This window comes from Photobacterium carnosum, from assembly GCF_021236965.1.
Taxonomy (GTDB): Bacteria; Pseudomonadota; Gammaproteobacteria; order Enterobacterales; family Vibrionaceae; genus Photobacterium; species Photobacterium carnosum.
On the sequence record NZ_WMDN01000003.1, the window covers coordinates 178,891 to 202,052 of the forward strand.

Annotated in this window: 20 protein-coding genes; 14 read left to right on the forward strand and 6 right to left on the reverse strand. The window is 38.2% G+C overall.

The window, feature by feature from the left end; genetic code table 11:
* Positions 1-115: 115 nt before the first annotated feature.
* On the reverse strand, positions 116-610 hold the full coding sequence (locus GLP24_RS04400; protein WP_101768421.1) for a GNAT family N-acetyltransferase: 495 nt from the start codon (positions 608-610) through the stop codon (positions 116-118).
* 303 nt (positions 611-913) lie between these two features.
* Here GLP24_RS04400 and rsuA point away from each other — a divergent pair, with 303 nt between their 5' ends.
* From rsuA to GLP24_RS04415, 3 genes are all read left to right on the forward strand, one after another.
* Complete coding sequence (gene rsuA / locus GLP24_RS04405) at positions 914-1,612, forward strand: 16S rRNA pseudouridine(516) synthase RsuA (protein WP_101768420.1); 699 nt, start codon at positions 914-916, stop codon at positions 1,610-1,612.
* A gap of 174 nt (positions 1,613-1,786) precedes the next feature.
* Entirely contained in the window at positions 1,787-2,977 is a 1,191-nt protein-coding gene (locus GLP24_RS04410; RefSeq protein WP_101768419.1) for a Bcr/CflA family multidrug efflux MFS transporter, read from the forward strand.
* A gap of 45 nt (positions 2,978-3,022) precedes the next feature.
* Complete coding sequence (locus tag GLP24_RS04415; protein ID WP_232577861.1) at positions 3,023-3,676, forward strand: DUF2913 family protein; 654 nt, start codon at positions 3,023-3,025, stop codon at positions 3,674-3,676.
* Positions 3,677-3,803: 127 nt separating this feature from the next.
* Here the strand turns inward: GLP24_RS04415 and GLP24_RS04420 are convergent, their stop codons facing one another.
* Positions 3,804-4,952, reverse strand: a complete 1,149-nt coding sequence (locus GLP24_RS04420; RefSeq protein ID WP_232603816.1) for a multidrug effflux MFS transporter — start codon at positions 4,950-4,952, stop codon at positions 3,804-3,806.
* A 191-nt stretch (positions 4,953-5,143) separates the two neighbouring features.
* On the opposite strand from GLP24_RS04420, the gene GLP24_RS04425 reads away from it, so the two are divergent.
* Both GLP24_RS04425 and GLP24_RS04430 read left to right on the forward strand, forming a co-directional pair.
* Complete coding sequence (locus tag GLP24_RS04425; RefSeq protein ID WP_232615581.1) at positions 5,144-5,923, forward strand: AraC family transcriptional regulator; 780 nt, start codon at positions 5,144-5,146, stop codon at positions 5,921-5,923.
* A gap of 282 nt (positions 5,924-6,205) precedes the next feature.
* Entirely contained in the window at positions 6,206-7,372 is a 1,167-nt protein-coding gene (locus GLP24_RS04430) for a PcfJ domain-containing protein (RefSeq protein WP_232615582.1), read from the forward strand.
* A 92-nt stretch (positions 7,373-7,464) separates the two neighbouring features.
* Here GLP24_RS04430 and GLP24_RS04435 read toward each other — a convergent pair whose 3' ends face one another.
* From GLP24_RS04435 to GLP24_RS04445, 3 genes are all read right to left on the reverse strand, one after another.
* On the reverse strand, positions 7,465-8,139 hold the full coding sequence (locus GLP24_RS04435) for a peptidoglycan DD-metalloendopeptidase family protein (protein ID WP_232615583.1): 675 nt from the start codon (positions 8,137-8,139) through the stop codon (positions 7,465-7,467).
* Positions 8,140-8,161: 22 nt separating this feature from the next.
* On the reverse strand, positions 8,162-9,397 hold the full coding sequence (locus GLP24_RS04440; protein WP_101768414.1) for an MFS transporter: 1,236 nt from the start codon (positions 9,395-9,397) through the stop codon (positions 8,162-8,164).
* A 203-nt stretch (positions 9,398-9,600) separates the two neighbouring features.
* Positions 9,601-10,191, reverse strand: a complete 591-nt coding sequence (locus tag GLP24_RS04445; RefSeq protein ID WP_101768461.1) for a hypothetical protein — start codon at positions 10,189-10,191, stop codon at positions 9,601-9,603.
* A 204-nt stretch (positions 10,192-10,395) separates the two neighbouring features.
* Between GLP24_RS04445 and GLP24_RS04450 the strand changes: the two genes are divergently transcribed.
* The 6 genes from GLP24_RS04450 (at position 10,396) to GLP24_RS04475 (ending at position 16,758) form a co-directional block, all read left to right on the forward strand.
* A complete protein-coding gene (locus tag GLP24_RS04450; protein ID WP_101768413.1) occupies positions 10,396-10,986 on the forward strand; it encodes a TetR/AcrR family transcriptional regulator in 591 nt (196 codons plus the stop codon).
* A 104-nt stretch (positions 10,987-11,090) separates the two neighbouring features.
* Entirely contained in the window at positions 11,091-12,119 is a 1,029-nt protein-coding gene (locus tag GLP24_RS04455) for an NADP-dependent oxidoreductase (protein ID WP_232615584.1), read from the forward strand.
* A 15-nt stretch (positions 12,120-12,134) separates the two neighbouring features.
* A complete protein-coding gene (locus GLP24_RS04460) occupies positions 12,135-12,749 on the forward strand; it encodes a glutathione S-transferase family protein (RefSeq protein WP_152652620.1) in 615 nt (204 codons plus the stop codon).
* A gap of 159 nt (positions 12,750-12,908) precedes the next feature.
* Complete coding sequence (locus GLP24_RS04465; protein ID WP_152652621.1) at positions 12,909-13,691, forward strand: AraC family transcriptional regulator; 783 nt, start codon at positions 12,909-12,911, stop codon at positions 13,689-13,691.
* Between the two features lie 152 nt (positions 13,692-13,843).
* Positions 13,844-14,614: a class II glutamine amidotransferase gene (locus tag GLP24_RS04470; RefSeq protein ID WP_101768409.1), complete on the forward strand. Its 771-nt coding sequence runs from the start codon at positions 13,844-13,846 to the stop codon at positions 14,612-14,614.
* Between the two features lie 620 nt (positions 14,615-15,234).
* Positions 15,235-16,758 (forward strand): BCCT family transporter, encoded by a 1,524-nt coding sequence (locus GLP24_RS04475; protein WP_227990240.1) that lies wholly within the window; start codon positions 15,235-15,237, stop codon positions 16,756-16,758.
* Positions 16,759-16,913: 155 nt separating this feature from the next.
* On the opposite strand, the gene GLP24_RS04480 is transcribed toward GLP24_RS04475, so the two are convergent.
* Positions 16,914-18,374: a DUF2867 domain-containing protein gene (locus GLP24_RS04480; protein WP_101768406.1), complete on the reverse strand. Its 1,461-nt coding sequence runs from the start codon at positions 18,372-18,374 to the stop codon at positions 16,914-16,916.
* Positions 18,375-18,928: 554 nt separating this feature from the next.
* Here GLP24_RS04480 and GLP24_RS04485 point away from each other — a divergent pair.
* Genes GLP24_RS04485 through GLP24_RS04495 form a run of 3 tightly spaced genes read left to right on the forward strand, consistent with a single transcriptional unit; the run spans position 18,929 to position 23,149 of the window.
* Positions 18,929-19,600: an ABC transporter ATP-binding protein gene (locus tag GLP24_RS04485; protein WP_101768405.1), complete on the forward strand. Its 672-nt coding sequence runs from the start codon at positions 18,929-18,931 to the stop codon at positions 19,598-19,600.
* Positions 19,581-22,040 carry an ABC transporter permease gene (locus tag GLP24_RS04490; protein ID WP_101768404.1) on the forward strand — a complete coding sequence of 820 codons (2,460 nt, stop codon included), beginning with the start codon at positions 19,581-19,583 and terminating at the stop codon, positions 22,038-22,040. Before GLP24_RS04485 ends, GLP24_RS04490 begins: the two co-directional genes overlap by 20 nt.
* A complete protein-coding gene (locus GLP24_RS04495; protein WP_101768403.1) occupies positions 22,040-23,149 on the forward strand; it encodes a lipocalin-like domain-containing protein in 1,110 nt (369 codons plus the stop codon). The genes GLP24_RS04490 and GLP24_RS04495 overlap by 1 nt, the downstream gene beginning before the upstream one ends.
* Positions 23,150-23,162: the final 13 nt, after the last annotated feature.

A 23,162-nucleotide genomic window follows, 5' to 3' on the forward strand; every position in this document is an offset into this window, starting at 1 on the left:
ATAGGTAAGAGTCAAGGCGGTTATTACCTACGTGATGTTTCCCCTGTAGTTATAACGAAAAAAGCCTTGTCAAAACAAGGCTTAAATGAAAATTAATCATTATTATTGGTTTTATTTATGAGGCAATGGTCGCTGGGATGTGGGATTCAGTTAAGTTTTTTGTCATCATGCAAAATTGACGACGAGGCGTAAATCCATGCTTTTCATAGAAATTACGAGCACCAGCATTGCCTATATTGACTTCAAGCGATAACGCTTTAACGCCATCTTGAATAACCAAGGCTTCAAGTTGTGGTAATAATTCAGTTCCAATTCCATGTTGGCGCCAATCAGCTTTTAAGTAGAACTGATCGATTAAACCAATTTTCCCTCCATGCTCAAGGCTGAAGCTATAGCTAACAATAATATGCCCAGCAATATGTTTAATACCGTGTTGTTCTACTTCAATAAACCATGCTTGTCCAAGTTTTGGATTACTTAATAGCTGCTTTACCGCGATCATGGTTTGTTCGGCCTTTTGTGGTAAGGCTTCATAATCAAATAACTCATCTATTAATTGAAGAAATTTATTGAGTGAAGAAAGTGTTGGTGTGCTGAGAGAAATATTCATACTGAGTCCCTAAGTTAAAGCCTATCGTTAAAAGCTTTATTGGTTACAACGTGTAAGTAAATTGTTGTATTTGCATAGAGTAAATGTCTTTTTAATTTGTAATCTAGCAGATATATGACAATTGAGTCATAGAAATGTTCATTTTTTGGCAAAATAGCGCCATGTTTAATGGTTTTATTTTTTTAGATCGTCATAAAAGCTATGTGCTTAAAGTATGAATGTGTACGAAAATGAAGTTTTTAATGCATATCTGTGATTTGCTTCCTATAATACCGAATCTTTTGTAAGTAACGGAGCCACTCAATGAGGCTTGATAAATTCTTAGGTACCACTTTAGGTATCACCCGTAGAGAAGCCGGTAAACTTCTTCGAGATAAAATGATTGAAATTGACGGTGAAATTGTCCGTAGTGCTTCTTTCTCTGTCGGTGACAATCACAATGTGGAATTTAAAGGTCGTCCACTTCGCCTGCAAGGGCCTCGTTACTTCATGTTGAATAAACCACAAGGTTTTGTGTGTTCACATGTTGATGGTTTCAATCCGACTGTTTTTGTATTGTTTGATGAAGTTAGCCCTGAAAAAATGCACGTAGCTGGACGTTTAGACAGTGATACTACAGGTTTAACGTTATTAACGGATGATGGTCAATGGTCACACCGTATTACGTCACCACGTCATGTGTGTGAAAAAGTGTATTTGGTAGAAACCGCTGATCCTATTGTTGCTGAGAATATTGAGCAATTTAAAGCGGGTGTACAATTAAATGGTGAAGAAGGACTTACTCGACCTGCTAAATTAGAGATAGTCGGTGAACGTGAGGGTGTATTAACCATCACTGAAGGTAAGTATCACCAAGTGAAGCGTATGTTTGCAGCGGTAGGTAACCACGTTGTTAGTTTACATCGTGCGCGTGTAGGTGGGCTTGAATTGGATGAAGATCTTGAACTTGGTAAATACCGCCCATTAACAGCTGAAGAGATTGCATCATTTTTAGCTAAATAATCTTAGCGATTGTTTTAAATACCCAAAAAGCATAAATTTTATTATTTATGCTTTTTTTATAACGATTATTATTCTCTTATATTAAGATAATTTATATTTCCTATTAGGAAAGAATGATTACCATTTTTTAGCGTACAATGGATTATTGTTGTTATTTTTATAAAAAGAATATTTATGACTCAACCCGCTTCATCTAAATTGAGTTTACAGCTCATTCTCATTCTTGGTGCGATTGCTGCTTTAACCCCTTTTGCTATTGATATGTATTTGCCAGCAATGCCTGATATTGCTAAAGATTTTTTAGTGTCTCCGAGTGCTGTTCAGGTAACACTAACTGCTTATACGGCAGGTTTTGCTTTTGGTCAGTTAATTCATGGGCCGTTAGCGGATAGCTATGGTCGACGTCCAATGTTGATCGCGGGCACTATCAGTTTCTTGGTGTTAACCATTTTAGGTGCGTTGAGTACCAATATTACCGAGTTAACCATTGTGCGTGTAGCGCAAGGTTTTGCTGGTGCTGCGGCTGCCGTTATCATTGGTGCACTTGTGCGTGATATGTTTGAGCGCGAAGAGTTCTCACGCACCATGTCATTTGTGACGTTAGTGATGACTATCGCACCGTTAATTGCACCTGTGCTTGGTGGTCATCTTTCTGTGTGGTTTGGTTGGCGTGCTGTCTTTTGGGCGTTAGCTGTTTTTGCCGTCATTGTTTTGATCTCGATTTTATTTAAAATTAAAGAAACACTGCCGAAAGAAAAACGGATCCCGTTTCATGTATCATCAATTATTAAAAACTATAAACGGTTATTATCAAATCCTGTTGCTTTTGGCTTAGTGTGTTGCAGTGGTTTTTCTTTTGCTGGCATGTTTACGTTCTTAACCGCAGGTTCGTTTGTATACATTGATATTTATGGTATTAGTGTTGAGAATTTTGGTTACTACTTTTGTTTAAATATTCTTTGTATGATTTTATTTACTAGCATCAATGGTCGTTTTGTGAAGCGAAAGGGCACTCATTGGATGTTACGTTTTGGTTTAACTATACAATTAGTTGCTGGCATACTGCTACTTATTGGGCAATGGTTAGATCTAGGGTTGTGGGGTGTTGTTATTCCTGTGGCCTTGTTTATTGGTACACTGTCCACGATTGGTAGTAATACCATGGCGTGTTTATTATCGAGTTATCCTCAGATGGCGGGTACGGCTTCTTCTTTAGGTGGAACGTTCCGTTTTGGTATTGGTTCGATTGTTGGTGGCCTTGTTGCGTTAATGCCAGATGGTAATGCATGGCCAATGGCGTTGACGATGGCGTCATGTGCTATATTATCAGCTGGTTTTTATTGGTTCCTTGCACGCACAGCTTAGAGGCTGTGTTGTGGTTTGATATTTTTGGATTGTTTGAAATAAATCATGACCATTTTTTTTAATGAAATTTACAATGTAGTTAGTAGTGGGTTAACCGCTTTACAAGAAGCGCAAGCAACAGGTAAAGCACAAAAAAACCCTGTCAGTGAAAGTATATTTTTAAGTGCTTGGGTAACAAAAGTACTTAAACAACATAGTTTTGATCGTTGCGTAGTGAAAACATTACAAGAATGGCAGCAACAATCACGTACTATGGGTAAAAATGCACAACTAAAACTGCATTTTGAGCACTTAGCTGAAACCTATGCCAAAGTGACTGATGACAAAGGACTATCAACGGTTATTACACCTGTTGTAATGACAACGTTTTATGCTGCATTAGAGCAGCAAGATTGGCTAGTGACTAATGAATACGAAGTGAATCGTAAAGTTAGCCACCATACTGATGGTAAAGCATCGTTAGTGGTCTGTTCCGCTCAGTATGCTGCGTCAATGAATGAGGATGGCGAGCTAGTTAAACCATTATCTTTATATATCCGTGGTAATGTGCAGCAATTTATTGATATTGCTTATCAACATGGAATCTTGCTGTATAAAATAACTGATTATAAATCGAAAGTTAAATTTCATGGGGAATATATTATTTACCCATCAAATACAGGCACTCACTTGCCAGAGTTACCGACTCGAATGTTATAACTTACGTTGAATCACACACTAAGCCGCATTATTGCGGCTTAGTTGTATTTGATATAGATAAAAGAGGGTATAGATAGCGTTAGGTTGTTATGGTGATCGCTTTATTGACGTTGTTTATTGACGTTGTTTATTGACGTTGTTTATTGACGCGATGAAAGAACGTTAGTGTTATCGCAAGGATGGCACAGACTAAGAGTGTGAGACCAAGATCGCCCACGATTGCTGCTTTATGTAAACCCGCGCCAATGACGAGATAATAAAATAACCCCAGTAATGCACCCGCACTGCCTAAATGATCACGATAGTTATTTAATGCGGTACTTAATAAGTTAGGTAAGGCTAAACCAAATGACAATGATATAAAGATCATTGGCAAGAAAAACCAAATAGAGGTTTGTAATAGATAAACGCCAACACTACTCATGAGCAGTATGACCGATGCAATGGTGATGATAGTTTGTGACATGACGTGTCGACGCAGTAATCGCATATTAAGCATTGCGCCAAGGATTGAGCCTAACGCCAGTACAGCGCTGGTATAGCCAAATAATTTAATGCTGACATGTAATTTTTCAAACATAAAAGGAGCAAGGCTATAATAGGAAAATAATGCAATATTAAAGATAGCAACCATCAACATGATGTACCAAATATGAAGATCTTTCAGCATTTTGGTGCCAACAGAGAGTAAACTATCTCGTTGGGTTTGAGTCGGTTTTGTTTCGGGTAATTGCAATAAGCTCCAGCAGAGTAATCCACTTGTTAGTATTATCATGCCAACAAACACCCATTTATAGCCGCCATTAACGGTTAACCAGCTGCCGGTTATCATGCCAATAATAGGACTGATCCCAATGGATGTACCAATAATAGAAAATACCCGTCCTAGTTCTGCACCTTGGTAACAATCACGAAGGATAGTTTGGGTACAGACTGAGCCAACCGCTGCACCAAAGGCACAACAACCAAAGCCGATAAGAAGTAAGGTAAATGTTGATGCAAATAAAGTGAGAATAGCGGAGCCAATAAAAACGATTAACCCAATAAGCGTTGCATAACGTCGCCCAATGATATCGCACATTCTGCCCCAAAAAACGACGCCAATAGCAAAGGCGATAAAGAAAACAGACATCCCTTGCGCTGCGGTTGAACCTGTGACGCCAAAATGGGTTTTAATGGAGGTTAATGCGGGGCTATACATGGTTTCGATGATCTGTGGAAACATTAATAATGTCACCGCTAATGGTATTGAAATTTTATTAATATTGTTATTCATATGATTTTTTATAAATTCCATAATGTTGTTCTAAAAATAGAAGATAAAACTATTCTTTTTATTAATGAGTTGTGTGGTTAGGGTGAATATACGTATTGTTTCATCATGGTAATTATTATAAGGTGCTTATTTTTGAACTTATATTAATATAAAGACTATATATATTAATATAAGGACAGGTGGCGTGAGTAATGGCATATATTGAACATGGTCAACAATTTTGTCCCAATAACCTTGACGGTTTAGTGATTGGCCTCGCGGCTGATGTTGGTGATCATAATTCTGGTGAGCATCGACACGATAAAGATCAGCTATTATTCTCCCATCATGGTTGTATGGTGATCACCCTTGAAGGGGTTAAGTGTGTTTTACCTCCCATGCGTGCAGCTTGGATCCCAGCAGGCATGTTGCATAATGCGCAGATGACCAATGTTACACATTACCGTTCGTTGTATTTTGATCCATCATTACAGCCACAACTTAGTCGTAAAATGAAGATTATTGATATTAATCCATTGATGGCGATACTGCTTGAAAGAATGGCGATGTGGCCGTTTGATAAACCCAACAAAGAACAACTAAATTCAGTTAACTTATTGATAGAAGAACTTAATTCTGCTACTGAAAGTCATTTTAATTTACCGTTGCCTAATGATGCCAGATTAGCTAAGTGGCTTGAAGAGATTAATTGTCCCGATTTTATCGCTCCGACGTTAGCTAATCTTAGCCTGTTGGTGGGGGCGAGCCAGAAAACGATCACACGTATTTTTAATAAAGAAACGGCAATGCCATATCAAAGTTGGCGTCAACAATGGCGGTTGTTAGCTGCCATTGAATTATTATCACAACATCAGCGCATTTCTGATGTTTCATATCGATTAGGTTTTGCGAATGATAGTGCTTTTATTAGTTTCTTTCGTCAAAAAACAGGATTTACGCCGCTTAATTTTATGATTGAATTTAAATCGTAATTTTTAAACCCACTATATTTTAATAATAACTGCTATAAGGTGAATATTTGCGCCAATTAATACATTGTTTATCGAAAATTTAACTTCGAATAAACATTTAAATAACCAACAATATTGTAGAATATATATTCTATGTAAAGCTCTCATCTTGATATTTTTTAAGTTGAATATTCATATTAATAAGTCATGATAGGCTTAGTAATTACTACAATAATGCTGTTAATACTGAGATAGCTATTATTGTTATTATGAGGGAGGAATAACAGATTAATAGGGACATCTATGCCTGTTTGTTGTACTGAACATCAGTCTACTCATATTTCAACACCATTGATCTTATCGTTTGATGAGACATTGACTTTCTTTCCATTTGTTCTGGAATTTTACGATTGGCGAGATGGTCTTATTATGTACCGCGCTTATCGTGATGGACACCGTGAGTTATTAGAAGGTAGTTGTTCGTTTTATATCGAACATATTGAATCACTGGCTGGCGGCAGGGCGTGGATTGAAAGTATTCCCGCAGGATTGGTTGATAAAGCCCGTGCTTACGCTGATCTTGGTGTGTATATGCTCAAAATGGCGGCAATGAGTGATAAAGCCCGCCATTTATTAGCCCAGCGACCAATGTTGCTTTATCTAATGTGTGAACGTTATCCATTAGATCATGAACAAGTGTTAACTTTATGCGAATTAGGTCAACGTAAGATTTTAGCTCATTTAGGCCTAGCATCGTGCCGTTCAGCATTGCGTTTTATTGATCGTATTCAAAGCGATTTTTCTACCCGTTCAGTGATTATTGTTATTCATCGATTATTAGATCCAGAAACGATGATGTTTACCTTATTTCGCCATTATTCAGTAATCACCACCGTAACGTTACAAGTTTATTTACAGTGGCCAACATTGACAGGCACAAAATTAGGCTTTTATTTAATTAAAGCGTCACCGCGAGAACGACTGCGAATTAATCAGATATTATCGGATGTATTTCAGTTAGGTTATCGTGTGCTTGATGTTGATTCAGTGCGACGTATTCATGCTGTTACATCGTATGATGAATTGAAAAAGTTACATGATCGATGGCTAATTGCTCAAAAAACAGCGAAATTTGTTCCAGATCCAAGTTGTGATAAGGCGTATGACATTCCTTTTGAAGGCAATAGTAATATTGTACCGATTCGAAATTATCAACAGCTTGAGCTTGAAGGAATTGAACAAAGTCATTATGTTGCTATTTATCATCACCGGATTATTAAAGGTGAATATTTAGTGTATAAAATGCATATGCCAGAGCGCGTCACTATAGGGTTAAAGCGGCACTATTTAGCCAATGGACGTGCAAGTGAAACGTATACTGTCGATCAAATTCAAGCGCGAAATAATCGTTTACCGTCTTATGAAACCTTAGAAACTGTATATAGCTGGCTTGATCGCGTTAGAAAATAATGCTGTGATTATTGTTAGTATATTAACCAAGAGATTTAAATCGCATATCATTTTATTGTGAATATGCGATTTAAGATTTGGGCCGTTGATTTTTAATCAAGATCAGAGCGTTTCAGTATCAAGTTAGGATTGGGGCAGTTACGTAGGTAAAAATCTAACTCAGCGGGATCAACAACGCCAATATAGTCGTCAGTGTTGGTTCCCATATCCTCAATAATCTGTAAATGAAGATGCGGAGCCCAACCGCCATTTTCTGCTGTGGTGCCGATTGCCGTAAATTGTTGACCTGCTTGTATATGATCGCCCACGTGCAATTGCGTATGTGCGGCTTGGTGAAGATGACCATATAAAGTAAAAAAGGCTATTCCCTCAAGCTGGTGGCGTAAAATAATAGTGGGGCCGTAGTCTCCTTCACCTTGGTGATTAGCAATACTATGTATTTCGCCATCAAGCGGTGCAAAAACCGGTGTTAAAGAGGGAACACCTAAATCGATTCCCATATGAACGGTACGATTTTTACTGTTACTAAAATTCGCTTTATCTTGATAAATCAGCCGTTGTTCTTCATAACGACCAATCACTATTTGTGCGTTCATTGCTGTTGCCTGATAGGCTATTTCATCAGCAAAATTGTGGGTTGACGTTACTTTATTCCAAAGCTCACTAGCAGGGGAAAGATCAACAATGAGCCCGCGACCAAATTGAAGCGGTTCTGGAATCACTGCATGAAACTGATGAGCTTGAAGTACACTGGTTAATGGTGCCATGTTTGTTGTCCTATTCATCATCTTAATTAGCCGCTGTAACGAGCGTTGCTGCCTTTTTAGGAACGATAATCATCGCAATTACATAACCGATGGCGGCAATCGCTGTCGGTAGAATTAAATCAATATTGACAAATACACTGGTTAAATAGCCACTTAATGTCCACGCTAAACCCACCATTGCACTCGACATTGCCATAACCCAACCTTGATCTGCTTCACTGGCTCTATCTGATAATGCCGTAATATAAAAAGGAAAGGAGATCGCCACCATAACGGCGGTAAAAATCATCGCGGCAATGTGAGTGTTTGGCGTTGGCGTGATCGCTAATAAAATCATTCCAATAGCAGCAAATAGGGTTGTGATCCGTAATGCTGATAGTACATTAATACGCGCTAGAATCAGCCGAGGAAGCAGTAATAGCGAACAGATCATGACCACGCCAATCGCCATCATAAAATATTGGTAGAAGCTGCTTTCTACACTAATACCCCATTTTTGAGGGAAAATAAACGCGATATTTTGAAAGTATAAACTCCAACTAAACTGACAAATAAAAACGATCGCTAAACAAGCCAATAAGCCCGGTTGGCTCCGTTTTAATGGGGCAACAAAAGAGAGTGGATTTTCATTGTGTAAGGTGATTTGCGGCGGTAACCGAACAAGATTTAGTAGTATTAAACAAAAGATAGCAATAATAAGACAAGCATAAAATGGTGCTTGAGTGCCATAGGTTGCTGATAATTTACTGCCTAATGCTGGACCAAATGACATGGCTGCTGTCATTACGATTGCCACCATACTCATTAATGTCGCTTTGGTTTTGCCTCGGCTATTATCAGCAAGAATCGCTTGTGCAATCGGCTGGCTAGCAGAGCCAAGGCTATTGATCATGTTACCTGCAAATAATAATGCAATAGATCCGATAACAATGGCATAAATTGGCATCGCAAAACCAATCGCGGCAATAATTAAACATAAGACCATGGTTACTTTACGGCTAAAGCGGTCAGCAAAACGGGCAATGAGGGGGGTGAAAAACATGGAGATAAAAGGAGCGGCTGACATCACCGTACCAAACAAAGTACGTCGTTGTTCTATTGGCATATTTTGTGCAATGGCAAGCGAGTGATCAGTTAGAAATAAACTCACATAAGCGGGAATAGTAATAAAAAACCCGGCAGAGCCAAGGAAGATAATGCTGTAAAGGGTAAATAGGGTAGTGGGTTTTAACGCCAAAGGTTGGGTCAAGGTTGGCATGAGGTGTGAAGTTCCTGGCGACGATAATAATCGACTATTTTAATCAGGTATTATCATGAATCAAGTTATTATACGTTATGTCACGATAGCAGGAGGTAAATAGGAACGGTATTATCACATTATGATTTACATCATGCGATTATAGATAAAGAAACGCCCTGTGTTAACACGTTGGTAGTCTACACAAGGCATTACTTTAGTTTTTAATCAGCATCATAAGCTGATTGTTCTAGAACAATGTCAGTCTCAAGATTTTTTAATGCCATTTTCTGGATATTAATACCAAACATCATCAGAATCAGACACCAGTTTAAGTAAGGCATTTTACCGAGACGTAAGCTTTCATTAAAATAACCAGAACTCCAATTATATAGCTCTGAAAGGCTTTCAGTCGTCATTTCTTCAAATAAACCACTATTAATTAACTTAGCAAAATGGCTACTTGTCGGGCAGATAAATGTATCTTGGGCACCGAATGCAGAAGGCTTAAATAAATGTAATATTTGCTTAATTTCTTCCACTTCAATTACTTTACCGTTGGTTGCGATATTTAATCGGCCAACGAGGGCTGAAATAAAGCACCAGCATGGGTAAGGGATTGTAGAAACCTCTAATGGTTCTTTTTTATACTTCGCTGTCCACTTACAGATATTTTTTTCTTTTAAGCCAGTAGCTAATGTCAGTTTTTTGGTGTCATAACCGTTATTTTTCAATAAATTAATTACTTCAGCAACTTCAGAAACTAAAGGTTTTTCCCAAGATGCAAATGGGGTAAATACATTTTCTCTAATCAAAATGTTATTCCAATTGACAGTGTTATATAGGTGTTTTGCATAACTAATGTTGCTGATCATACGTATTCGGTGCTGTATGTCTATTAATATCCGTCGTTATAAATGAGATAGAAAGAAGATATTTATTACAAGCCGTAACGACGCTATTTAAAATAATGGAACACAAGACTAGACGACTGGTCTAGTCGAGTTTATAGTTATCGCATGAAAATAAAAACAAACGATACACGTCAGCATATTTTAGATATTGGTTACCAACTTGTGGTGACCAAGGGATTCACAAATGTTGGCCTGTCTGAAATTTTAAAAACAGCAGCGGTACCAAAAGGTTCTTTTTATCATTATTTTAAGTCAAAAGAGCAATTTGGTGAGGCGTTAATTCAACACTATTTTGAACAATATTTAGAACACGTTAGCGCTATTTTAGTACAAGGTACTGGAACGGGTTTTGAGCGTGTAACTGATTATTTTTCACGTTGGTTAATCATCGATAATGGCACTTGTAATGCCAATAAATGTGTTGTTGTTAAACTCAGTGCTGAAGTCTCTGATTTGTCTGAACCAATGCGTGAAGCATTACGAATAGGGGCTAATAGAATTGTTAGCTTACTTGCAAACTGCATTGACGATGGTATTAAAGATGGTTCAATTACGATAACCGATAGTCAATTAACTGCACAAACGCTGTATCAATTATGGCTTGGTGCGAGTTTGTTTTATAAGCTTAGTCAAGATTTAAACGTATTACAACAAGCGTTAGTAACAACAAAAGCTCAGCTACAACCCGTGGTTTAGTGGTGGTTACTTATTAATTATCCCATTATTTTATGATGGGATTTTTTAAAACCCTAAGCTAGACGACTGGTCTAATGTTTAATAAAAAAGAAAAGGATAGCTCAATGACAAACGTAAACCGCAAAATCGTATTAGCATCTCGCCCTGTTGGTGCTCCAACAGCTGATAATTTTCGTTTAGAACAAACCGCTATTCCAACGATAGCTGAAGGGGAGATTTTACTGCGTAGTGTGTATTTATCATTAGACCCTTATATGCGTGGTCGTATGAGTGATGCTAAGTCTTATGCTGAGCCTGTTGCGATCGGTGAGATTATGGTTGGTGGTACGGTATGTCAAGTTGAGCAGTCTAATCATGTTGATTTTGCACAAGGTGAGTGGGTGTTATCTTATTCAGGTTGGCAAGATTATGCCGTTTCAAATGGTGACGGCTTAATTAAATTGGGTATGCAGCCAACACATCCATCTTATGCGTTGGGTGTGATGGGAATGCCAGGTTTCACCGCTTACATGGGTTTGCTTGATATTGGTAAACCTAAGCCGGGTGACACAATTGTTGTAGCAGCAGCAACTGGCGCTGTGGGTTCAATGGTGGGTCAAATTGGTAAAATTAAAGGTTGTCGCGTTGTGGGTGTTGCTGGTGGCGAAGAAAAATGTCGCTATGCCAAAGACGTGCTAGGTTTTGATGATTGTATTGATCACAAAGCTGATGATTTTGCGGTACAACTAGCAGCTGCTTGTGATAATGGCATTGATATTTATTATGAAAATGTCGGTGGTAAAGTCTTTGATGCAGTATTACCACTACTTAATACGGGGGCTCGAATTCCACTATGTGGTTTGATTTCTCAATATAATGCCACTGAATTACCCCAAGGGCCTGATCGCATGTCGATGCTAATGGGTACGCTATTAGTTAAGCGTATTAAGATGCAAGGCTTTATTATCTTTGATGATTATGCTGATCGTTATGATGAATTCGCAACAGAGATGAGCCAATGGTTAGCGGAAGGTAAAATCCATTATCGTGAAGATTTAGTGCAAGGGTTAGAAAATGCACCTCAAGCGTTTATTGGCTTATTAGACGGTAAGAACTTCGGCAAACTTGTTATCCAAACCAATCAAGCTCAATAATACGGCAGGTATATTATGATCACACTACATCACTTAAATAAATCACGTTCAAAACGCATTATTTGGTTATTGGAAGAGCTTGGCTTAGCGTATGAGGTTAAGCCTTATTTACGTGACGCGGTCACTTTTTTAGCGCCGCCAGAATTGAAAAATATCCACCCGCTTGGAAAATCGCCAGTTATTGAAGATAATGGGGCGGTGATTGCTGAATCTGGCGCTATTACTGAATATTTAATTCAGACTTATAACCCTAATTTAGCACCTAAAGCAGGAACGCCTGCTTATATTGAATATTTACAATGGCTTCATTTCGCTGAAAGTTCGGCTATTCTACCGTTATTATTAAAGATGTTTGTTGCTAAAGATGGCGCGAAAACTAATTTCTTAGAAGGCTATGCTGACGTTGAAGCTGAAAAGGTTATTGGTTATTTTGAGCAGAGCCTTGAAGGCAAAACCTATTTAGTTGAAGAGCGACTTACTGGTGCTGATATCATGATGTCGTTTATTGCTGAAATACTGCAAAATAACGGCATGATCGTTAATTATCCGAATATTCAACGTTATCAAGCTCAATTAGCAACGCATGATAAGTTTATTAAAGCGGATCAGATTGAGCAGCAATTGGGTTAATTGTTATTATGGTTTATTAAAGGTCACTTTCGAGTGGCCTTTTTTTATAATTGTTTATAATTGTTTAAAATTGTGATCTTATTAATCGTATGATTTAGACCTTACTTTTGTTTCTGTATTGAGATATATTTATTCTTCATATTTAAAAGCAGACAGATTATGCATTTTAAAGCCAATATTATGGGGTTTGATACGGATCTATACCCACAAAAGGTACTAGCATTACGGGTTGCAGGTATTGAAAAAGAAGAAGAAGCGCCATTCCACCAGCACCATAAAGGCCAATTAGTTATGCCGTTAACCGGGTTTGCTAAATGCTATATTGATGATGCTGTGTGGATGGTGCCAGCGCATTGCGCCGTTTGGATCTCAAGCCAGATTCCACATAGTATCTGTATTTCACCCGATGCCGATGTATGTATGCTGTTTGTTGATCAAGATATTATTGGAATGCCTAATAAAGCGTGCACACTTTCTATCACACCGTTATTGCGAGAATTAATTATTCGTCTGGCACAAGAACGTCAAGACTATGATAAAGATGGCGCGGTAGCACGTTTAGTTGATGTATTGGTAGATGAATTGATATTAATGCCAACTGAACAGTTTGATTTTCCCATTCCATCTGAGCCGCGATTACATCAAATTTCGCAGCGTTTATTAGCTAATCCTGGTGATAGAAAGACCGTTAGTGAGTGGGCGACACAATTTGCGATGAGTGAACGTACGTTAGCACGTTTGGTTAAACAAGAAATTGGATTAACCTTTGGTCGTTGGCGTGGGCAGCTACATATTGTTGTTGCATTACAAAAGTTATCAATGGGTGAATCCGTACAACGAGTAGCCGAAGATTTAGGCTATGAATCTGTCAGCGCGTTTATTTTGTTTTTTAAAAAAACGTTAGGGAAACCGCCAAAACAATATATGAAAGAACGAGAATAAACTTTGTTTACGATGGTGATATGTATCAACAGTGATCTGTATAAATAAGTAGGCGGTAACGAACAATATAAGCATAGAGATCACGTCTAGTGCGTGATAAATTAGGTTACTTATTCAGTGTCTATGTTGTTTTATTAAGTAAGGAATATGCTATGTCCCGATGGTTAGCCTATCATGGTGATAGTATCTATTTGGATGAATTGATTTATCAACCTGAACATTCATTAATTCAGCAAAGTGTCGAATCAAATAAAAAACGCATCGTTCGAGCTAATGGTGATGGTTTTGGTTTAGGGTGGTATTCGCACCGTGCGTTACCCGGCTATTATCATGATATTTTACCCGCATGGGGTGATGAGAATTTACGCTCGCTAGCGCATCATATTAGTTCACATCGTTTTATGGCACATATTCGTCAATCAACAGGCTCGCAGGTTTCACGAGTCAATTGTCATCCGTTTGTACTTGATAATTGGATGTTTTTGCATAATGGTCAAATTAGTGGTTTTGATCAGGTAAAATTCACGTTAGTACGTCAATTAACTGAAGAGTTATTCTTAAAGCGGGTCGGAACAACCGATAGCGAATTGATCTTTTTAATGATGATCAAAAATGGTTTAAGAGTCGATCCTATTGCTGCTATTAATCAGACTTTGTATGAAATTGAACAAGCAATGGAAGATAAATCTATAACTGGCCCATTAAAAACGTCACTTTGTATTTCTGATGGTGAGCAATTTTGGGTGGTTCGCTATAGCTCTGATCATCAACCGCCACCGGTATTTATTCAGTGTTCAGCACATAAGACGATCCTTGCTTCTGAACCTTTAGATCATTCTGATTCATGGCAAAAAATCCCTCGCCAAACTATTACTCACATTGTGAATAATCACTGCACTCAATATGATTTAATTATTGATTAACCTGTAGTGTGTAATATTGAAAAGGCAGCCTTTAATAGGCTGCCTTTTTAATATCTGCGGTAATCATACGAATAAGCAATGTTCATTCATCGATAACTTATGAGTTGGAACTGTAAATACAGGGAAAGTTAATGGATTGGTTACTGTGTTGTAAGGCATAAACTTGCGGATAATTATAAAAACGATCGTTACCGTTATCGATGGAATCGGCTATTACTATAGGGCATTGAAATAGGGGTATTTGCGTGAAATGTCACACTCGTTAACGTGTATAAAAGAATAAAGTGATAACTAAGTTTTCAATAGTTAATCTTAATATTGTTTGTTCAGTAACTATTTTTTTAAGTGTTAGACGGGAAGGTTAATGAGTAAATTTAATGGTTATGATTATTTTTATTTGTCGTTATTGGCTTTTGTGTGACAATTTATAAGTTTTTGTTTTCAAATTATAAACCAATGAAATCGTATGTTTATTTCCTTTTTTATTGAAAATCATAGAGAAAATTTAACTAGCGTTAAAGTTTACATGCTGATAGTGTGTCTTCCCTCACACACAGCGTGAGACATTTATGCAACGCAATACAAGCGAAATTAGTAATAATATAGTACCGAACATAGTTATGGGACTTAAAGGTTTAGATAATAAACTCGTTCCAGCTCTAACGATTGGGTTTATCACCTTATTCGTTCTTTCTGCTTTAATTGATATGCCCGCATTTAGCGCAATGATTCAAACTTCTTTTAGCTCTGCAGCAAAAACTTTCGGTTCAAGCTGGCAGTGGCTGATGCTGATTAATTTCGTCCTAGCATTAATTGTAGCGATTAGTCCGCTAGGTAAAAAAGTGATGGGTAGCGTTGCTAAACCAACGATTGGCACATTTCGTTGGTTAGCTATGATCATGTGTACGCTGCTTGCTGGTGGTGGTGTTTTTTGGTCTGCCGCTGAACCTATTTATCACTTTATGACACCATCTCCATCATTTCCTGGTGTCGAAGGCGGCACGCTTGCTGCTGTTACTCCAGCATTAGATCAAGCCTTTTTGCATTGGGGCTTTCTTGCATGGGCTGTATTAGGTACGCTCTCTACTATAGTGTTAATGTATGCCCATCATGAACATGGGATTAAATTACGTCCACGTGCTTTATTATTTCCACTTTTTGGGCATCGCTTAGAAAATCATTGGCTAGGTAGTGTGATTGATGCATGTTCAATTATTGCTGTAGCAGCGGGCACGATTGGTCCGATTGGTTTCTTAGCGTCACAATTAGGCTATAGCTTAGAATTATTAACCGGCCTAGAAAATAATACTCAATCTCAGTTGGTTATTTTAGCCATTGTTGTTGCTATTTATTCGGCTTCAGCCGCATCAGGTATGGATAAAGGCTTACAGTGGTTATCTCGCCTTAATGTTATTGGCGCATTTGTACTTTTAGCCGCTATGTTAATTTTAGGTCCAACGACATTTTTATTAAAAGAATTTGGATCCGCTTTTGGCAGTTATTTACAGAATATGGGAACGATGAGTTTGACTACGGCTAAGCCTGAGTGGAACTTATGGTGGACATGGTTCTTCTGGGGCTGGTTTATTGGTTTCGCCCCTATGATGGCTATCTTTATTGCCCGTATTTCAGAAGGTCGTAGCATTCGAAGCTTAATCTTATGTGTAGCTGTTGGCGCACCTATTGCGACAAATTTTTGGTTTGCTGTATTAGGTGGAACGGGTATTTCATTAGAGCTAAATAATCCTGGTATGATTTCAGGTCCATTGCATGATGGCGGATTGCCTTCTGTATTATTAGCAACACTGTCTAATTTACCATTGAGTTATATTTTATTACCTGCATTTTTAGTGTTGACCACAACCTTTGTGGTAACGACAGGTGATTCAATGGCGTACTCAATTGCGATGGTGGTTTCTGGCGATAATGAACCTAGTAGTAAGCATCGTTTATTTTGGGCTATTACCATGGGTGTAGTGGCTGCGGTATTATTACTTGCTGGTGATGGTGGTTTGAAGGCTCTGCAGTCCTTTATTGTTATTACCGCAGTACCTGTTTCATTGCTGATTGGATTAACACTATTAAGTGGTCCTATTGCGGCATGGAAGATGACATGTGCATCTAAAGCAGCCAAGGCGGCTTAATATAAGTGATGTGATTTTCACATTCAGTTAATAATATAAAAAACCGAAAGTGTCATGCTTTCGGTTTTTTTTATGTCTCTATTTTGATAACTATCTAATCATCATCACATTGATAATAGCGATAAGTAATGTGGTTGATAATTAGATAAGCCGTATTATTTTGTTTCGATATTGCCTTGTTGTATTTTTGCTTTACAACGTTTAACTAAAGCATGGGTCATGCCACGGAAAATAAACAAATGCGCTGGCATCATTGCAAACCAATACAGTAGTCCCATAAAGCCTTTAGGGTGCCACCACGCACGAATGTCGATAGTACGATGATCACCACAATCTTCAATGGTAAATTCTAATCGACCTAAACCCGGGGCTTTCATACCAAATAATAACGATAGGAAGTGATTTTTTTCAAGGCTGATCACTTTCCACGAATCAATTTTATCGCCCAATTGTAATTGCTGAGGATCTCGTCGATAACGCTTGAGGGCATTACCACCAATCATGGCATCCATCCATTCTCGCACTAGCCATAATCCATTGGCATAAAAATATCTTTCTTCACCGCCAATCAGCTGTACTTGACGCCATAAGTCTTCACAACTTGCATCTGTTTTAAGTGTGTAACCTGCTTGTTTAGGGTAATAGCCATAACCTGTTTGCCAGCGTAATAGGGCATCTGGATCAAATCCCCAAATATCACTTTTAACCACTTCGGTATTCATGGCTAATGCTTCTTGGATCGCTTCTTCATAATTGATTAAATGTTGAGGAATACGTCGTTGAAGTTCACTGCCATCTGCGGGAAGATCACAACTTAATCCACCAATAAGTGCTCGTGCAATATTGGTCGGAACGGAGGTAATAAAACGGAGCCAATAGGTCGCCATTTTGGGACTTAACCATTTTAATGGGATGACGCGAATATTTTTACCATGCACTTTACTTAATCGGACCATTTGATCTCTATAAGTCATCTGTTCTGGCCCTGCGACATCTAAAATAAGGTTATGATCTGGCGGGCATTCGATAAGTTCTGTTAGGTAGTAGAGTAGGTTGCGTAATGCAATCGGTGAATTACGAGAAGTAACCCAACTTGGGGTTAACATTACAGGTAAGTGATAAACAAAGTCTTGCATGACTTCAAATGCCGCAGAGCCTGGACCGATAATAATACCTGCACGTAACTCGGTAACGCATTTATCACTATTGCGAAGAATATTTCCCGTTTCTTTGCGGGCACTTAAATGTTTTGATTGGCTAGTTTGTGACTGTAAAGCACCTAGATAAACAACATGTTCAACATCACTATGGCGAAGGTAATGGCTAAAGTGACGGGCGCAATCAAGTTCAAATTCAATAAAATCATGGCCATGATTCATGCCATGAACGAGAAAATAAACAGTATCGATATCTGTAAACAGATCAGTTAAGTCTTGGTCAATGTCTAGATCTAATTCAACTAACGTTAGATTATTAATATTTCCCCAACCACGTTTTTCTAATAGCTTAAGGTTCCGTCCTGTTGCGGTTACGTGATGGCCTAAGTTTAGTAAGTTAGGCACGAGGTGGCTGCCAATGTAACCAGAGGCGCCGACGACAAGAATATTTCTGCTCATTAAGTAACCACTCTAAATTCCGTGTTGCGATATAAAGATGCAAAAAATTCCGTTCTTAAAATTTTTAATATCGCCTTTAAAGATAATGGCTTTTTATTGATTAAAAGCAATAATAAACTACAAAAGATGATAGTTTTTGCTGGTTAATATGATTATTATCACCACGTTTATTATGGGTTTTTATGCATATGTGGAAGATGATTCCATAATAATAAAGTACAGATGTCATTTATCTAAATCAAATCAAAGCTTAAACCGTGAGTATGGTTGTTGGTTAAATTATATATGTGACTTTATCTCATAGTTATTAAATTCAAATATAAAAACATAAAAATTGTTTCTTAATAGTAGTTTATTATACCTAGTTGGTAGCTATTTGTTGTTAAAGAAGAATATCTCAACAAGATAAGTATAATAAATAGTAATACTTATATGGCTAAGCTGTTATATGAGGAATAAAATAGGTAATATTGAATAATTATTTATTTTAATTGGATGAATATTAAAATAAATAGTGATTAACTTGTCATGTAAGCAAACGTTGGTGATTGAACATGTTACGACTATCTAAACTCTGCAAAGGGTATCTAGACGGTACCGAGTTTCATTCTGTGCTTCAGGGCGCTAATTTATCTTTAAATTCTGGAGAGCAATTGGCTCTCATGGGAGAAAGCGGCTCAGGGAAAAGTACATTACTGAATTTAATTGCGGGGCTTGATAAACCTGAATCAGGTGAGATATGGCTCGGGGATACGGCGATGCATGCAATTTCTGAACGTGAGCGAACGGCTTATCGTCGTAAAAATATTGGTCTTGTTTTCCAGCAATATAACTTATTACCGACCTTAACCGTAGCCGATAATATTCGTTTTTGCCGTCAGTTAAAGGGATTGCCAGATGATAAAAAATTATGGTTAAAGTTGGTTTCTGCCTTGGATCTGATGTCATTATTATCACGTTATCCTGAAGAAATTTCAGGTGGTCAACAGCAACGTGCTGCTATTGCGCGAGCTATTTATATGGAACCTGCACTGTTATTAGCAGATGAACCGACAGGTAGTCTAGATGAACGTAATGCAAGTGCTGTTATTCGATTACTTCTTTCTTTAACGAAACAACTTCATTGTACGTTATTAGTTGTTACCCATAGTGAGAAGGTTGCGTCGTATATGCAGGGATGTATTCGCTTACAAGGAGGTCAGTTACATGTTACGCCCCGTAGCTAGTGCGCTTTGGGGACACTATCGTCGTCACCCATTACAAATTGTTTTAGTGTGGCTTGGATTAACATTGGGTATTGCATTACTAGTTGGGGTAATGGGTGTTAATCAGCAAGCAAAAGAAAGCTATCGTAAAGGCGAACAACTTTTTTCTAATCCTTTTCCTTATCGTATACGTCATGTTCAAGTTGGTATGAATGTACCGCAAGGTTTTTACATTCAAATGCGTCGAGCAGGACTTAAAACCTGTGCGCCATTAGTTGAACATCGCATTATTACAGAAAAACAACGTGATTTTCAACTTTTAGGCATTGATCCTGTTGCGATTTTGGGCGCAGTACAAAATAACGTAATTGATGAAAGTAAAATCAACTTATTACAATTAATGCGACCACCGTACCCGATTATGTTAGGTGAGCATTTAGCTAATTATATGGGTCTCAAAAGCGGAGATATGCTGACGCTTAATTCTGGGCGTAAAATTGGCCCGATGAAAGTAGTTAATGATAGTCGTATGAATGATTCTCGTATGATTGCAGACATGGCTTTGTTACGCGAATTACAACCTAGTTCTGGTTTTAGTGCGGTTGTTTGTGGTGAAATGAGCAGTAAACAGTTAATGAAATTGACGCATATTTTACCGCCAGGGTTAACGCTTGAACGGCAACAAAACGCAAAATTAGAGCCATTAACGAAGGCCTTTCATTTGAATCTGTTTGCTATGGGAATGCTGGCGTTTGTGGTTGGATTGTTCATTTTCTACCAAGCAATGTCGCTTTCTTTAGCGCAACGACAACCATTAGTTGGCATTTTACGTCAATTAGGTGTTAGCGGTACCCAACTTGCTGGAGCCCTCATCGGTGAATTGTGTTTATGGGTATTAGTTGGACTGGTTGGCGGTAATCTTATTGGATTGCTATTAGCACAGCAATTATTACCATCTGTTGCTGCATCATTGAATGATTTATATAACGCTAATGTTGGCTTACAAGTGCACTGGAATTGGCAGTGGGGTGCTGCGAGTTTAGCGATTGCGATTTTTGGATGTGCCTTTGCCTGTACATGGCCAGTTGTACGTTTAATTAAATCGCCACCCGCGCGACTAGCGACACATTTGTCTTTAGTGCGTTTTAGTGGTCGAGAATTTGCGTGGCAAGCCTTGTTTTCTTGTGTCTTTATCATTGGCGCTGTGGTTGTTTATAAGCTTTCTCATGGACAGTTAACTGGCTTTGTTTTAATTGCCTTTATTCTTATAGCCTCTGGCTTAATGATGCCTTATTTGCTTTGGTTGCTGTTCCATTTTCTCGGTAATATCAGCAGTAAAGCGCGTATGCGATGGTTTTTCTTTGATGCTGCTGCAAGTTTAAGTTATCGCGGTATAGCAGCAATGGCGTTTATGTTGGCGTTAGCTTCTAACATTGGTATGGAGACTATGGTTGGCAGTTTTCGTAATACAACAGAAAACTGGCTTGAACAGCGTTTAGCTGCGGATATTTATATTCGTCCATCAATGAATATGGCCCCTCGTATTTCAAAATGGCTTCAACAACAACCTGAAGTGGATCAAGTGTGGTGGAGCAGACAAAAAGCCACTCGCTCAAATAATGGCACAATCCAAGTCATGAGTATTGGTCAAACCGCAGGTGAACAAAAAGCCTTGTCAGTAAAAGTGGGTCTTAATAATTATTGGCAGCAACTGCATCATGATCGTGCGGTAATGGTCAGTGAATCGATGGCGCTGAAACATCATTGGCAACCAGGAGATATTATTAATCTTCCTGCTCCCATGAATCAAAAATGGCGAGTGGTGGGTATTTATTATGATTATGGTAATCCTTATGGACAAGTCCTAATCTCACAACAAAAATGGCAGCGTTTTTGGCCTCATTCTGGACAAGTAGGATTAGCGATTCATTTGAAAAAAGGAGCAAAGTCAGAATTGCTATTAGCAAAATTAGGTGAGCGATTCCTTTTGCAACCAGAGCGAATACGTAATAATTCCGCGTTAATGAAACAAGCGATGACTGTGTTTGATCGTACGTTTGTTGTGACATCGACATTAGGTAATTTAACGTTATTTATTGCTGTTTGTGGTCTTTTTTTCGCGACTATCGCGGGAGAGATTTCTCGGCAACGACAATATTCATTATTACGTTGCATGGGAATGACCAGCATTGAATTATCGTTATTGGGTGGTGGTCAATTGTTGGTTATAGGACTTATGACTGCATTGATAGCATTGCCATTAGGTCTACTTTTAGCGCAATTATTAATTGATGTTGTGTTGAAATATTCTTTTGGTTGGACAATGCAAGTTCAATACTTTCCTTTCGATTATTTTATGACGTTAGGTACGGCTTTATTAGCACTGCTTGTTGCTGGAGCGTGGCCTGTATGGCGTTTGGTTCATCGATCTGCAATTTTATCTTTACGAGAGTCATTTTAATGAGAGTTTCAATTATGCAATCTCGTTGGTATTTGCTTTATTTAACTATAATGTTATTTGGGACGATGGTATTGAGTGGTTGTGATCAGCAACCTATTCGCAGTAATTCAGTGAAAATATTAACGCAATCTCAAAATTTCGTGTTTGAACCTGTCGTTAAAGGCGAAGAAATAACATTTCCTAAAGATCATGGTGAGCATCCTGAATATCTTGCAGAGTGGTGGTATTTAACAGCTAACCTTAAAACAGAAACGGGTAAAGAAATTGCGGTGCAATGGACGATATTTCGCATGGCGACCAGTGATGAAGATTTGAGTGGTTGGAAAACACCCCAGATGTACATGGTGCATGCGGTAATAACAACAAAAGAGAAAGTTTGGGCGGCGGAAAGATTTGCTCGTGGTGGAATTGGTCAAGCAGGGGTAAGTCTTAATCCTTTTCATGCATGGTTAGATAATTGGTCATGGGATGCAGCAACCAGTGATCCTTTTCCTGGGCGGCTTGAGTTTTCAGATGATCACATGTCTGCGCGATTAAACATCAAGCAAAAAGGGGCCATTGTTTTACAAGGTGATAAAGGATATAGCAAAAAACATCCATTACTGAGTATTGCTTCTTATTATTACAGTGTTCCATTTTTAGATCTTGATGGGACGATCACTCTGGATGGAAAACCATATAAAGTGAGTGGTCGTGGTTGGTTTGATCGTGAGTGGAGCAGTAGTATGCTCAGTGCCAAACAACAAGGTTGGGATTGGTTTGCAATCCACCTTAACGATGGCAGTGCTTTGATGGTATCGCAATTACGAGAAGAAGGACAAAGACCCTATTTTATTGGTTCGCGTTCATGGCCTGATGGTCGAGTGGTTAAATTAGATAATAATCAAATTCGAATGAAACCTATGCACTTTTATAAAGTGAGTGGAATTTCATTTCCATTAAATTGGTTAATTGAAGTGCCATCACAAGGATTAAAGCTCCAAACAAGTGTTGTCCGTCAAGATCAATGGCTACATTTTATATTTCCCTATTGGGAAGGGCCAATTAATGTCACAGGGACTCACAGTGGAAAAGGGTTTATGGAACTTACTGGTTATGAAGATAAATAAGGAATATTGATAA